14 protein-coding genes are annotated in these 13,688 nt (G+C 67.9%); 2 read left to right on the top strand and 12 right to left on the bottom strand.

The annotated features are described in order from the left end of the window. Nucleotides 1–46: 46 nt before the first annotated feature. Nucleotides 47–685: an HdeD family acid-resistance protein gene (locus ACWIQA_RS10290; RefSeq protein WP_448582987.1), complete on the top strand. Its 639-nt coding sequence runs from the start codon at nt 47–49 to the stop codon at nt 683–685. On the opposite strand, the gene ACWIQA_RS10285 is transcribed toward ACWIQA_RS10290, so the two are convergent. The 4 genes from ACWIQA_RS10285 to leuD form a co-directional block, all read right to left on the bottom strand. Next, entirely contained in the window at nt 682–1,386 is a 705-nt protein-coding gene (locus ACWIQA_RS10285) for a DUF502 domain-containing protein (RefSeq protein WP_448582986.1), read from the bottom strand. The genes ACWIQA_RS10290 and ACWIQA_RS10285 overlap by 4 nt on opposite strands. Then, nucleotides 1,383–2,444 (bottom strand): 3-isopropylmalate dehydrogenase, encoded by a 1,062-nt coding sequence (gene leuB, locus ACWIQA_RS10280; protein WP_448582985.1) that lies wholly within the window; start codon nt 2,442–2,444, stop codon nt 1,383–1,385. Before leuB ends, ACWIQA_RS10285 begins: the two co-directional genes overlap by 4 nt. Nucleotides 2,445–2,522: 78 nt before the next feature. Then, nucleotides 2,523–2,828, bottom strand: coding sequence for a UrcA family protein (locus tag ACWIQA_RS10275; RefSeq protein WP_448582984.1), 306 nt, complete (start codon nt 2,826–2,828; stop codon nt 2,523–2,525). 145 nt (nt 2,829–2,973) lie between these two features. Further along, a complete protein-coding gene (leuD, locus tag ACWIQA_RS10270) occupies nt 2,974–3,573 on the bottom strand; it encodes a 3-isopropylmalate dehydratase small subunit (protein ID WP_448582983.1) in 600 nt (199 codons plus the stop codon). Nucleotides 3,574–3,702: 129 nt separating this feature from the next. Between leuD and ACWIQA_RS10265 the strand changes: the two genes are divergently transcribed. Next, nucleotides 3,703–5,211 (top strand): bifunctional aminoglycoside phosphotransferase/ATP-binding protein, encoded by a 1,509-nt coding sequence (locus ACWIQA_RS10265; RefSeq protein WP_448582982.1) that lies wholly within the window; start codon nt 3,703–3,705, stop codon nt 5,209–5,211. Between the two features lie 193 nt (nt 5,212–5,404). On the opposite strand, the gene ACWIQA_RS10260 is transcribed toward ACWIQA_RS10265, so the two are convergent. From ACWIQA_RS10260 to ACWIQA_RS10225, 8 genes are all read right to left on the bottom strand, one after another. Next, nucleotides 5,405–6,598: a GNAT family N-acetyltransferase gene (locus tag ACWIQA_RS10260; protein ID WP_448582981.1), complete on the bottom strand. Its 1,194-nt coding sequence runs from the start codon at nt 6,596–6,598 to the stop codon at nt 5,405–5,407. A 1-nt stretch (nt 6,599) separates the two neighbouring features. After that, nucleotides 6,600–7,058, bottom strand: a complete 459-nt coding sequence (locus ACWIQA_RS10255; RefSeq protein ID WP_448582980.1) for a RidA family protein — start codon at nt 7,056–7,058, stop codon at nt 6,600–6,602. Next, complete coding sequence (locus tag ACWIQA_RS10250) at nt 7,055–7,660, bottom strand: HAD family hydrolase (RefSeq protein ID WP_448582979.1); 606 nt, start codon at nt 7,658–7,660, stop codon at nt 7,055–7,057. The genes ACWIQA_RS10255 and ACWIQA_RS10250 overlap by 4 nt, the downstream gene beginning before the upstream one ends. Beyond that, entirely contained in the window at nt 7,645–7,896 is a 252-nt protein-coding gene (locus ACWIQA_RS10245; protein WP_448582978.1) for a DUF3572 family protein, read from the bottom strand. The genes ACWIQA_RS10250 and ACWIQA_RS10245 overlap by 16 nt, the downstream gene beginning before the upstream one ends. A gap of 101 nt (nt 7,897–7,997) precedes the next feature. Beyond that, nucleotides 7,998–8,165: a 50S ribosomal protein L33 gene (gene rpmG, locus ACWIQA_RS10240; protein ID WP_448582977.1), complete on the bottom strand. Its 168-nt coding sequence runs from the start codon at nt 8,163–8,165 to the stop codon at nt 7,998–8,000. A 69-nt stretch (nt 8,166–8,234) separates the two neighbouring features. Further along, nucleotides 8,235–10,388: a ribonuclease R family protein gene (locus ACWIQA_RS10235; RefSeq protein ID WP_448582976.1), complete on the bottom strand. Its 2,154-nt coding sequence runs from the start codon at nt 10,386–10,388 to the stop codon at nt 8,235–8,237. After that, complete coding sequence (topA, locus tag ACWIQA_RS10230; protein ID WP_448582975.1) at nt 10,388–12,919, bottom strand: type I DNA topoisomerase; 2,532 nt, start codon at nt 12,917–12,919, stop codon at nt 10,388–10,390. Before topA ends, ACWIQA_RS10235 begins: the two co-directional genes overlap by 1 nt. An 88-nt stretch (nt 12,920–13,007) precedes the next feature. Continuing rightward, nucleotides 13,008–13,688, bottom strand: a 681-nt coding sequence (locus ACWIQA_RS10225) for a DNA-processing protein DprA (RefSeq protein WP_448582974.1), incomplete at its 5' end; no start/stop codon positions are given.

Below are 13,688 nucleotides of genomic sequence, written 5' to 3'. Positions count from 1 at the left end.
TGCCGTGGGAAGCGGAAGTGGCGCGCCTGAGCGGAAGAACTGACCTGTGGCGGGCGAAACCTTTCTCGACAAGGTGAGGGACGGCGCGCCAGCGCTGTTCCGGATGCGCTGGTGGGCGATCGCACTCCGGGGTCTCTTTGCCGTCATCTTCGGCATTCTCTGCTTCCTGACGCCGCAAGCTGCGCTCTTGTCGCTTGTGCTCGTCTTCGGGATCTTCGCACTGGCCGATGGGATCGCCGGGGTGGTGGCAGCCTGGGGCCGGGCGCGGAACGGCGAAGCCTGGGTCTGGTTCGCCGTCGGCGCGGTTGCCTCGATCGTGCTCGGAGTCCTCGCCTTCCTCTGGCCGCTTGCTACCGCCTTCGTGCTCACCATCTTCATCGGCGCCAACGCCGCCGTGACCGGCGTTGCCACCCTCGTCTCGGCAGCGAAGTTGCCGCCCGATCATGGCCGCGACTGGTTCATCCTCTCCGGCATTCTCGGCATCCTCTTCGCCGTCCTCATCGTCCTGAACCCGCTGGCCGGTGCGTTCGCCATCACCTGGATCATCGGCGCCTGGGCGGTCGTCATCGGGATTCTCTTCCTCCTCGTCGGCTTCAAGTTGCGCTCGGCCAGGGCGAAGCTCGAAGCGCGGATCGATGCCGTGGACCGGCTTGCCGGCAGCGCCCCGGGAGACCGCCTGCCCTAGCGGGCCCCGGCCGGCACGGCGCCAGCGAACAGAGCCGAGGGCGCGACCGTTCCCATGGTGATGTAGAATTTGGCGAGATCCTCGAACTTCATGCCCGGCACCACCCGGACATTGGCAGCAGGCACGAACAGGAGCGCCCCGCCGATCGGCACGGGTGCAGTTGGCACAAGGATGAGGCGAGACGGCCCGTTGCCGACATCGAAGACCTCGGGGCTTGCAAGCAGCGCCAGCACTTCGGCACCGTCGCCGAACCGCGCCGTCACCACGCTCATCGAGGCCATTTCCTCCTTGCTGTCGCCGCCCATGGTGCGGACCAGCTGGGCGAAGGGCTGGTAGAGCTTCCCCACCACCGGCAACCGCGACAGCAGGCCGTCTACCCAGGATTCGAGCAGGCCCTTGGCGCCGGATTGCACCAGGACGCCGAGGAAGGTGACCCCGACCAAGATCACGAGGAGCCCGAACCAGAAGCCAGTTGCCTTGCCCGCCGCGCCCAGCGTCACCACTCGGCCGAGCGCCGCGATGAGGCCGCCCAAAAAAGTGTCGGGGCCGAACACCGCGCCGAGCTGGCCGACCACCCAGGCGAGTGCGACGACCGTCAGGATGAGCGGCAGCAGGAAGAGGAGGCCGGTCAAGAACAGGCCAGCGATCTTGCGTGCCAAAAGCGCGGGCGAGCGGCGGGACAGGCGGAAAAGGGTGTTCATGGCTGGAGCCCTGCCACGATGGCCGCCCCCATCTCCCGTGTCGAAATCGTGCCGCCGAGATCAGGTGTGCGGGCGCCTGCTGCGAGCGCCGCCTCGACCGCGCGCTCGACCCGGTCCGCGGCCTCTGGGTGCCCGAGCGAATGGCGCAGCGCCATCGCAAGGCTCAAGACCGCAGCGCAGGGGTTGGCGATCCCCTTCCCGGCGATGTCGGGCGCCGAGCCGTGGATGGGTTCATAAAGGCCGGGCATGCCTTCGGCTCCGAGTGCAGCTGAAGGCAGCATGCCAAGCGATCCCGTGAGCATTGCGGCAAGGTCAGACAGGAGGTCGCCGAACAGGTTGTCGGTCAGGATCACATCGAACTGGCGTGGGTTTCGGACCAGCTCCATGGCGCAGCTGTCGGCGAGCATGTGAGCAAGCGCCACGTCGGGAAAGGCGTCGCGCTGGCGGGCCGTCACCACCTCGCGCCACAGGAGGCCAGATTCCATCACATTGGCCTTGTCCACCGAGGTCACATGGCCGCCTCTCGCCCGCGCCAGCGTGAAAGCCGTGTCGGCCACGCGGGCGATTTCAGACTCCGTGTAGCGCTGGGTGTTGACCCCCTCGCGCTCGCCTGAGGGAAGCTCGGAAATGCCGCGCGGCGCGCCGAAATAAATGCCACCCACAAGTTCGCGGACGAACAGGATATCGAGCCCCTCGACCACATGGGGCTTGAGAGTCGAAGCGTTGGTCAGCGCCGGGAACAGCTTCGCTGGCCGGAGATTGGCAAAGACGCCCATCGCCGAGCGCAGCGCCAGAAGACCCGCTTCGGGACGCGCATCAAAGGGCTGGCCGGCCCACTTCGGTCCGCCGACTGCACCCATCAGCACGGCGTCAGCGGCAAGCGCTGCGGCCCTCGCCGAATCCGGAAGGGGTGTGCCCGATGCATCGATCGCTGCACCTCCGAAAGGCGCCTCCTCGGTCTCGAGGCCGGGCAGGGCAAGGGCATCGAGCACAGCGCGGGCTTCGGCCAGGACTTCGGGGCCGATTCCATCACCCGGGAGAAGGAGCAAGCGCGCCATGCCCGCGCGATAGAAGGCAGCCGCACAAAAGGAAACGGCCGGCGCCCGCAAGCGCCGGCCGCAATCCCGCCTTCGATGTTAGCGCGCAGCCAGGCGCTCGAAGCGGAGGCTGGCGCGGGCAATGGCAGCATCCCGCGCCGGGCGGGCCCGTGCCAGGGCATCGCGACGGCAGTCCTGCACCGCCCAGGAGGTGGCCAGCGGCATTCCGAGGCCTGGTGCGCCGCACACGCGCCGGGCCGCGCGTTCAAGCCGCTGGTCAAGCAGCCGCACGCCAGCGCTGGTGGTCAAGTCAAGATCGGCAATCGGGACCCGGACCGCCGCGACCGGAGTTGCCAGAACGGGTTGGGCTGCCAGCAGCAGGGCAGCCGTCACAAACTTCATCATCGCTCGCTCCTTGTTTTGACGCAACCTGGATGTTGCGATGCAGCATGACTAGGGACGATGGATGACCAAATTGCTCAGGTTTTGAGTCAGGCGCGTGAAATCAGTCGCTTCTGGTGCATGGCTGAGATGCGGTCTCGATATGGGGTCAGCGCTGGGCAGCGCCTCCGAGCCATGGCCGGTCATGTGCCATGGCCGCCTCGAAGCGGTCGATATCTGGCAAGAGCTTCTCTGTTATCCCGATCTGGTCGAGGCCTTCGAGGAGGCATGCCTTGACGAAGGAGTCGATCGGGAAGGTCCAGCAATGGGCATGCGGTGTGGTGACGGTCTGGCTTTCGAGATCAACGGTGATGGGGAGCTCTTCGCGTGCCACTGCCATCAGCTGGTCGATGGCGTCTTGGGGAAGGGTGACGAGAAGGAGGCCATTTCGGAAGCTGTTGCCAGCGAAGATGTCGGCGAAGGAGGGGGCGATGATGCAGCGCAGCCCCATGTCGAGGAGGGCCCAGGGCGCGTGCTCGCGGCTCGAGCCGCAGCCGAAATTGGCGCCGGCGATGAGGATCTGGGCGCCAGCGCTTGCTGGCTGGTCGAAGATGTTGCCGGGCACGTCTCTGAGCGGCGCGAACGCGCCCTTCCCCAGCCCCGCGCGGCTCAAGGATTTCAAGTAGCGCGAGGGAATGATGACGTCGGTGTCGACATTGGCAGCGCCGAAGGGAATCGCGCGGGCAGTCAGGCGGATGAAGGGCTCCATGGCGCAGCTCTAGCGTGGCGCGGGTGGCAAGGGCCAGCGGCTTTGGCGAGCTTGAGCTCGATTGCGCTTGCATGCCGCTTGCGCGGGGCGGGCTGGGCAGGATGCAGTGCGGCTGGCAAGGGGGGCGCCATGGCCAGTCCGCTTCCAGCTGCTGATGCCCTTCTCTGGTTTGCAAGCGGCGGGCCGTTTGGCGGCCTTGTGCCGCACCGGATCGATACCCACGCGGCGAGTGTCTTCCTCGCTGGTGACCGGGCCTGGAAGCTGAAGCGCCCGGTCAGCCTTGGCTATCTCGATTTTTCATCGCCCGCGCGTCGCCAGGCGGCGCTTGCCGCCGAGCTCCAGCTGAACCGCCGCACTGCGCCCGACATCTACCTTGCCCTCCACCCCATTGTGGCGGACAGCGATGGCCTGCGGCTGGGTGCAGCAGACGCAGCGGGCGCTGCCATCGACTGGGTGCTCGAGATGCGCCGCTTTCCCGATGGCGCTGTTCTCGCTGCGCGCGGGGAGCGGCTTTCGACCTCAGAGGCAATCGCGCTTGCCGATGCCGTCGCGAGCTTCCATGCCAGCCTGCCGCACCTGGCCGGCGACAGCGCCGCTGCGCTTCAGCCCATCCTTGCTGGCAATTGCAGGAGCCTCCTGGCGGTCGCCGCGGTGCTTGGTGACGAGCAAGTGGCGCGCTTCATCGACCAGCAGGCGGAGGCCTTCAGGCGGTTGCAGCCCCGGCTTGCCGCGCGCAAGCCCGTGCGCGGCCATGGCGATCTTCATCTGGGCAACATTGCGATGGTGGAAGGCCAGCCGATTCTCTTTGATGCGCTCGAGTTCGATGACGCGCTGGCGACTGGTGATGTCGCCTATGACCTTGCCTTCCTGCTCATGGACCTGTGGGCGCGCGGCGGCCATGACCAGGCCAACCTCATTATGAACCGCTGGACCGACCTGAGCGCCGATGAAGATGCCGGGCCGCTCCTGCCGTTTCTGATGGCGGTCCGGGCGAGCATCCGTGCCCATGTGACGGCAACGCGGGCGGCGGAGACGGGGGAGGAGCAGGCTGCCTGCGAGGCTCGGCGCTTGCTTGCGCTTGCCTGCGCGCTTCTCATGCCCGCTGCCCCGCGGCTGGTTGCCATCGGTGGCTATTCCGGCACTGGCAAGTCGAGCCTGGCGCGCCAGCTTGCTGCAGGGCTTGGCACGCCGCCGGGGGCGCGCCACTTGCGCTCGGACGTGATCCGCAAGCGCCTCCATGGCGTTCCCCCTGAAACCCGGCTTCCGGAAGCTGCCTATGGGCCGGGAACCTGGCTGCCGGTGCGCTGCGAAATGCACCGGCTGGCCCGCGCCGCGCTCGCTGGTGGCCAGGCGGTCTTGCTCGATGCTGTGCACGCTGCCCGCGCTGACCGCGAGGCGGCCGCTGCGCTCGCAAGCGAAGCCCAAGTCCGCTTTGATGGGTTGTGGCTTGTTGCCCCGCTTGCCACTCGGCTTGCGCGAGTCGAAGCGCGGGTCAAGGATGCATCGGATGCCGATGCCCGGGTTGCTCTGGAGCAAGAAGCGGATCCCGGCCCGCTCGACCCGTGGATCCCAGTTGATGCTCGGGGTCCGCTCGACACGGTGACAAGCGCTGCGAAGGCATGCCTCGCGCTGCCTTGAGGGGGCAATGGCCCGCTCCCCGACGCCTGCCAGCGGCCAGCGCTCCTGCCTCAAGGGGAGGAGTGCAGGCGCTTTGGTGTGTGCCAGGCGCTGTCTTGCAAGGACGGCAGCGGCGTCTGCCCCCCTTGCCTGCGGATGTCTTGCAAAGGGCTGAGCGCCAGCCGCGCGCCTGCTCCAAACCGGAACATGTGGCTCACTCCTTGCGTGCGCCTTCCGCTGCATCGGCTGCGCGGAAGGGGAGCTCGGCTTCGAACAGGGCGACTTCACGCGCGACGGCCTCGCGCTCGCGGGCGAGGAAATCGGCGACGGCGGCAGCGAACCTGAGGTCGGCCAGGTGGTGCATGGAGCGAGTGATGACCGGGCGGTAGCCGCGCTTCACCTTGTGCGGCCCCTGGGCGCCAGCCTCGACACGGGCGAGGCCGAGGTGGCCCGCAATGTCGATCGCCTGGTGGTAGCAGAGCTCGAAGTGAAGGAAGGGGATGTCTTCGAGCGTGCCCCAGTGCCGGCCGTAGAGACAGTCTGCGCCAAGGAAGTTGAGCGCACCCGCCACCCGCCGCCCGCCCTTCCAGGCGACGACCAGAAGCACGCGGTCTGCCATGCGTTCGGAAAGCAGCGAGAAGAAGGTGCGGGTGAGATAGGGCCGGCCCCACTTGCGCCCGCCGGTGTCCATATAGAAGCGGAAGAAATCATCCCACACGGCCTCGGTCAGATCAGAGCCGGTCAGCCACTCCACCTTGTCCACGGCAGCGAGCGCTGCTTCACGCTCGCGGCGCAGTTCCTTCCGCTTGCGCGAGGCAAGCTGGCCGAGGAAGTCGGCAAAGCCCGAGAGGCCGCGGGCGTTGAAATGAAACTGGATGTCGTGCCGTTCAAGCCAGCCGGCCGCAGCGAAGGTGGGCACATCTTCGGGTGGCAGGAAGGTCGCATGCGCAGAAGACCAGCCCTGTTCCCGCACCAGGGCTTCGGCTGCGCGCACGAGCTGTGCGCGCGCCTGCGGCTCGGCGGCGAGCAGCTTGGGTGCCGTTGCTGGTGTGAAGGGCGTTGCCACCTGGAGCTTGGGGTAATAGCGGCCGCCGGCGCGGTGCCAGGCCTCGGCCCAGCTGTGGTCGAAGACATATTCGCCCTGGCTGTGGCCCTTGGCCCAGGCTGGCATCAACCCCACCGGCTGGCCTTCGGCGCCCTCGACGAGAAGATGCGCTGCCTGCCAGCCAGCGCTGGCAACCGCGCTTCCCGAATCCTCGAGGGCAGAGATGAACGCGTGGGAGACGAAGGGGTTGGCGCTGCCGGCAAGGCGGTCCCAGGAGGCGGCAGCAAGGTCGGCAGCGCGGTGGAGGATCCGCACCCGGCCCCTTGCCGCTTCGGCCGCGGCGCCAGCCCCACCGCCAGCCATATCAGGTGATGGCGACGAGAGCGTCGATCTCGACGGCAACCCCGCGCGGGAGCGTTGCGACACCCACGGCGGAACGCGCATGGCGGCCTTTCTCCCCAAAGACGGCGACCAGAAGATCGGAGGCGCCGTTGCCCACTTCCGGCTGGTCGGTGAAAGCGGGCGTGGAATTGACGAAGATGTTGAGCTTGACGAGGCGCTCAACCCGCTCGAGGTCTCCGAGTGCCGCCTTCATCTGGGCGATGAGCGCGACTGCACAGCGCCGCGCGGCTTCCTTGCCTGCGGCCACGTCCATGTCCTCGCCCAGCCGGCCGCGGATGAGCGTGCCGTCTTCGGCTTGCGCGATCTGGCCAGAGATGTGGAGGAGCCCGCCCAGGACCACGGCTGGCACATAGTTGGCGGCAGGCGCGGAAGCCTCGGGAAGTGTGATGCCGAGTTCTTCTAGCCTGTCTTCGATCGTCATGCCGCCCTCTCCATCCAGTTCCTGATCCATATCTCGGCATCTGCCCATGTGTCATGGCGCGCATGGGCGTCGGGCGCCATGGGGATCAACTTCCGGAGCTCCGGATCTGCGACCATGTGGAGCCGCCCGACATGGCCCGCGTGACTTGCAACGCTTGCATGGTGCGGTGGCAGGTCATCGACGAACACCGCCGGTCGGCCTTGGGTGAGCGCTGCAACCACCTGGCCCTTGCCGCCCGCATTGGCGTGGACCGGGAAATCGAGACCAAAGCCCCTCAGCACTTCGGCGCGGATTTCGCGATAGGCTTCCGGGATGTTGGTGAGCACAGCGACATCCATGTCGCGGGCAAGCGCCGTGATCGACTCGATCGCACCTTCGGCTGGCGCTTGCAGCCGCTGGCCCTCCGCAAAGAAGCCATCGAGAAGGGCTGGAAAGGCAGGGGGATCGAGCGGCCGGCCATCGGCCTTGTGGCGGATGTTGGGAGCGAGGGCAAAGCTTTCGAATGTGAGCGCAAGGCCGTGCACCGCATCGAGCCACTGGCGGAAGGGCGCGGCAAAGCGGAGGATGACCTCGTCGCAGTCGAGAATCAGGAGCGGGCGCACAATGCCGCCGGCTCTACGCCAAGTGCAGCGGCAACTGCCACCAAGTCGGGCTCGTGACCGGCAAGAAAGCTCGCAACCGCTTCGAGGACGTCGGCATCGCCGGCGCGAGCGCGGAGCGTTGCCGCATCAAGGCCGGTCAGCGCCAGGAAGCGGTCGCGAAGCCGCGCGTCGGCGATGATGTGGGCAAGCGCCTGGAGGAGGAGGGTGTCGCGGTCCATGCCGTCGGTCCGGTTCACGCTCGCGTTAGCAGGCCCCCAAAGCGGGCCTGCCCGGCCGGCCGGGGGCTTCCGCGGAGTCGGCGGCGAAGGCTTCGCCTGCGCGCCCGCCAGCTTGCGGCCTATTTGATCTTCGCTTCCTTGAACTCGACGTGCTTCCTCGCCACCGGGTCATATTTCCGGAACGAGAGCTTCTCCGTCTTGGTGCGCGGGTTCTTCTTGGTCACATAATAGTAGCCAGTGTCGGCAGTCGACACGAGCCGAATCTTGACGGTTGCAGGCTTGGCCATGGCGTCCTCGGGAATTCGGGTTCCGGCGGTTCGGAAGGCGCGGCCGGATAGGCGAGAGACGGCTTCGGGTCAAGCCTTGCGCGGCCGGTCGCGGCGGAAGCGGGCGTGGCGGGGTGGCGGCGGGCCGCGCCGCTCGCGCCGCATTGCCCCCATTCCGGGCAGGGCGAACAGGACGGCGCCAGTTGCAGGATCTGCGGAGACGATGGTGACCTCGAGCCGCTGGCCGATCCGGTAGCGGGTGCCGCTGGTTTCGCTCTCGAGCGCCCGAGCCGCCTCGTCAAACCAGAAATGCTCTGGACCGAGGGCCGAGACTGGCAAGAGCCCGTCGCCCCCCAACCCGTCGACGGTTGCGAACAGGCCGAACTTCTGCACGCCCGTGACCCGCGCCGTCACCGTTTCGCCCTCACGGCGGTGGAGATGGGCGGCGATGTAGCGGGCAAGCGTGTCGCGCTCGGCTTCCATCGCCCGGCGCTCGGTCATGGAGATATGGTCCCCCATTGCTGCGAACCGCCGCCCGGCACCTTCGGGCAGGCCGCCCTCGCCAAGGCCAAGCGCTGAGACGAGCGCGCGGTGGACGAGAAGGTCAGCATAGCGGCGGATGGGCGAAGTGAAATGGGCATAAGAGCCGAGGGCAAGGCCGAAGTGGCCGGTATTGGAAGGCGCGTAATAGGCCTGGGTCTGGGAGCGGAGCACCTGCTCGGCGATGGCCTGGGCGTCATCATGGTCGCGCGCCTTTGCCAGCACGCGGTTGAAGAGCGCTGGTGTCACCACCTGGCCGAGCGCCAGCGGGATGCCGAAGGTCTCCAGATAGTCGCGAAGGGCTAAGAGCTTGTCCCGGCTGGGGGGCTCGTGGTCCCGATACATGACCGGGGCCTTGCGCCGCTCGAGCTGGCGGGCGGCTGCGACATTGGCGGCAATCATCATCTCCTCAATGACCCGGTGGGCATCAAGCCGGATGCGCAGCTTCACATCGGCGACATGGCCGGCGGCGTCGAGCACGACCTGCGTTTCGGGCAGGTCAAGTTCGAGTGGGGCCCGCCGCTTGCGTGCGCAATCGAGCGCGCGCCATGCCGCCCAGAGTTGACCAAGCAGCGGGGAGAGTGCGCCAGCGCCGCTTTCGATCTCGGCTTGCGCGGCCTCATAGCTCAAGTTGGCGGCAATCCGCACCACGGCGCGGTGGAACGCGAATTTCCGCAGCACGCCGCCTTGGGTCAGGTGCATTTCGCAGGCCAGCACGGCCTTGTCGGCACCGGCCTTGAGGGAGCAGGCGCCAGCGGAGAGCGCCTCGGGCAGCATGGGGACCACGCGGTCGGGGAAATAGACCGAATTGCCGCGCGCGAACGCCTCGCGGTCGAGCGCGCTTCCCGGGCGGACGAAATAGCTCACATCGGCAATTGCGACGCGCAGCCGGTGGCCGCCATCGGGGTGGGGCTCGGCGAAGACGGCATCGTCATGGTCGCGCGCGTCTGGCGGGTCGATGGTCACGAACGGGAACGCCCGCCAGTCCGTGCGGGGCCCGAGCGGAAGTGCGGCCGCCGACTCGGCTTCGGCCAGCGCCTCGGCCGAGAAGACATGGGGCAGGCCCTTGGCGTTAATCTCGATAAGCGAGAGCGAGCGGTCAGCGAACGGGTCCCCCAGCCGCTCGGTCACATGGGCAACGGCGCGGGCCCCGCTGCCGCGCACTTCCGCCATCAAGAGCTCGCCCACCCGAAGCGGTGCCGCAGCCGAAAGCGCAAAATCCTGTCTGACGCGACGATCCACCGGCACCAGGCGCAGCTGGCCGTTGATGCTGCGGGCAATCCCCAGCACTCGGGTCTCGCCGCGCTGCAGCCGCTTAATGGGGCTTGCCTGGAACCCGCCCTTTTCCTCGGTGATGCGGGCAAGCACGCGGTCTCCCGGCTGGAGCCGCACCCGCTTTGCCGCAACCGCCACATGCGGCGGCGCGCTTGCCGCTTCCCATTTCTCGGGCACGGCGATGATACGCCCGCTCTCGGCTGCCACCACTTTGAGCAGGGTCACCTTGGGGAGGCCGCCCGCCCTGTGGTAGCTGCGGCCCGGCCCGGCAGCGAGCAGCCCCTCCTCTTCCATCGCCCGCAACAGCGCCTTCAGCGCGATCCGGTCTTCGCCGTGGAGGCCGAAGGCGCGGGCAATCTCGCGCCGGCCGACATCGGCTCCGGCCTCGGCCACGAAGCGCAGAATCGCCTCGCGGTCGGGAAGTGGCATCAGGCGCCTGCCGCCGTGCGCGCCGCCGTCTTCGCCCTGCCCCTGGCCTTCCCGCCCGCTGGCTTGGCCCCTTTTGCCTTGGCCCCCTTTGGCCCGGATGGCTTGCGCTTGCCCGTCTTTGGCGGTGCTGCGGCCCGCTCGGCGAGCAGGAGGAGCGCCTCGTCGAGCGCCAGCTCGGCAGGCTCCACGCCCTTGGGCAGGTTGGCGTTCACCGTGCCGTCGGTCACATAGGCGCCGTAGCGCCCGTTCATCACCCGGATTTCCGCCCCCGTCTCCGGGTTGGTGCCGAGTGTGGCGAGCGGCGCCGGCTTGGCCCGCTGGAACCGGGGCTTTGCTGCCGCTTCGGCAAGCTTTACGACGGCTGCGTTCATGCCGATTGTGAACAGCTCGTCGAGCCCGTCGAGGTCGGCATATTGGCCGTCGTGCTTCAAATAGGGCTTGCGGCTGCCCATGGTGGCGATGATGGGCTTGCCGGTTTCCGGATGTGGCCCCAGTTCGCGCGGCAGGGCAAGAAGCCGGCGGGCAAGTGCCTCGTCGATCTCGCCCAGACTCTCGGGCGCGGCGACCCGAACCCTGCCAGCCTCGAGATAGCGGCCATACCTGCCTGTCTTGAGCTCGATTCTCTCACCGGTCTCCAGTGTGCCGAGGCGGACAGGTCCATCGCCATTGCCGAAGCTGCGGCGATAGGTGCAGGCTGGATAATTGGAGCAGGCAATGAAGGGCCCGTAGCGGCCGGTCCGCAGCGACAGACGCCCGTCGGCGCAAGCGGGGCAGGCGCGCGGGTTGGTGCCGTCGGCGCGGGCGGGAAACAGCATGGGCGCGAGCTGCTGGTCGAGCGCAGCATCGATATCCCAGGGCTTTTGTTCCAGCACCTGCGTGGTCAGGGGCTCGAAATCCTGCCAGAAGTCGCGCAGCACGTCGCGGTAGGCAGCATTGCCGGCCGAAATGTCATCGAGCCGATCTTCGAGCGAGGCGGTGAAGTCATAGCTTACGTAGCGAGGAAAGAAGCGCTCGAGAAAGGCGGTTACCAGCCGGCCCTTGTCCTCGGCGTGGAAGCGTTTCTTCTCGAGCCGGACATAGGCCCGGTCCTTCAGAACCTCGAGGATTGCCGCATAGGTGGACGGCCGGCCGATCCCCAGTTCCTCGAGTTTCCTGACCAGGCTTGCTTCGGAATAGCGAGGTGGCGGCTCCGTGAAGTGCTGCGCCTTGACGGCCTCGAGGAGCGTGGGCCAGTCGCCTGTGGCAAGGGCAGGCAGCCGCTGGTCCTCTTCCTCTTCCTCGTCTTTCCCTTCGGCATAGAGGGAAAGGAAACCCGGGAAGGTAATGACCGAGCCAGTTGCCCGCAGCTGGATGCGGCCGTCGTCAGAGAGGAGGTCGATTGTGGTGCGCTCGAGCCGAGCGGAGGCCATTTGCGAGGCGACCGCGCGAGTCCAGATGAGGCGGTAGAGCTCTGCCTCTTTGCCCAGGAGGCTGCGCCCCGAGGGCCCGGCAGAAAAGTCGGTCGGGCGGATGGCTTCATGCGCTTCCTGGGCGTTCCGCGCCTTCGCGCTGTAGCGGCGCGGCGAATCAGGCAGGAAGGCGCCTGGATGGTCGCGGGCGATAACCGCGCGGGCCGCGGCAATCGCTTCCGGGGCCATCGCCACGCCGTCCGTCCGCATATAGGTGATATGCCCGGCCTCGTAGAGCCGCTGTGCAAGGCGCATCGTCTCTGCGGCTGACAGCCCGAGCTTGCGCGCGGCCTCCTGCTGGAGAGTCGAGGTGGTAAAGGGCGGCGGCGGATTGCGGGTGCCAGGCTTCTGCTCGACAGCTGAGACCCGGAAGCGCGCCCCTTCCACCCGGGCGCGGGCCGCCTCGGCCGCTGCCGCGTCGGCAAGGTCGAACTTGCCGAGCCTTGCGCCATCAAGGCCGACGAGGCGGGCGAAGAACGCTTCGAAGCGGCCCTCGACGGTCCAGTATTCGCGCGGCACAAAGGCTTCGATCTCGGCTTCGCGCTCACACACCAGCCGCAGCGCGACCGACTGCACGCGGCCGGCTGAGCGCGCGCCCGGGAGCTTGCGCCACAAGACCGGCGAAAGCGTGAAGCCGACGAGATAGTCGAGCGCGCGCCGGGCGAGATAGGCATCCACGAGGTCCTGGTCGATGGCGCGGGGCGCAGCGATCGCCCGGCTGACGGCGTCTTTGGTAATGGCGTTGAATGTGACGCGCAGGAGCCCGCCTGGCGGCACCGCCTTCCTGGCGGCGAGCAGCTCGGCCAAGTGCCAGGAAATCGCTTCGCCCTCGCGGTCGGGGTCCGTTGCAAGCAGCACCCGGCTGGCCTTTCTCGCTTCGGCCACAATGGCAGCGACTTGTGCCTTCGAGCGGCTGTCGGCCACATCCCAGCGCATGGCAAAGTCCTGCGCTGGATCGACGCTGCCGTCCTTGTCCACAAGATCGCGGACATGGCCATAGCTTGCGAGCACCCGATATTCGGGTCCGAGATAGCCCTCGATGGTCTTCGCCTTGGCGGGCGATTCGACGATGACGAGATCCATTCCGTCTCCCCGGCGGGCCGGCCTTCCCCCGCTGCCTCGGCCCGCGAGTGCGGCGCGCCCTAGCCGCGGCGCGCGGATTGCGCAACCGTCAGGCGCCGGCAACCCGGCCGCCGGAGTGTCGCACAAGCGCACCTGAAAGCTCGAGATCGGTCAGGATCGCTGCCACGCGGGCTGCGGGCAGGCCGCTTGCGCGCACGATGGCATCGACGGCAACTGGCACGGGCGAGAGCAGTGCTGCCACCCGCGCGGCCGCGTCTTCTGGAGTTGCGTCGGCATCGTCCACCGGGCCGGCAAGCGCGGTTGCCACGGGCGCGCGCAGGCCCGCCTCGACGGCGAAGGGGCGAAGTGCGGCAAGCACATCGGCGGCCTCTTCGACGAGGGTGGCCCCACTTCGGAGGAGGCCATTGCTGCCACGGGCGCGCGGGTCGAGCGGGTGGCCGGGAACCGCCATCACTTCGCGCCCGGCTTCCCCTGCCAGGCGTGCGGTGATGAGGGAGCCTGAGCCCAGTGCTGCCTCGATGACGACCACGCCCTCGGCAAGGCCAGCGATCAGCCGGTTGCGGCGCGGGAAATGGCGCGCTTGCGGTTCGGTGCCTGGTGGCATCTCCGAGACGATGAGCCCGGTTTCGGCGACAGCTTCTTGGAGCGCGGCGTTCTCGCTTGGGTAGGCGACATCGGGACCGCCGGCGACGCAGGCGATGGTGCCGGTCGCAAGCGCGGCTTCATGCGCGGCGGCGTCGATCCCGCGCGCCATGCCCGAGACGACGAC

The sequence above is a fragment of the Thermaurantiacus sp. genome (genome assembly GCF_053487655.1).
Note: the sequence above shows the minus strand (reverse complement) of the source record. Positions and strands in the feature narration are given on the sequence as shown.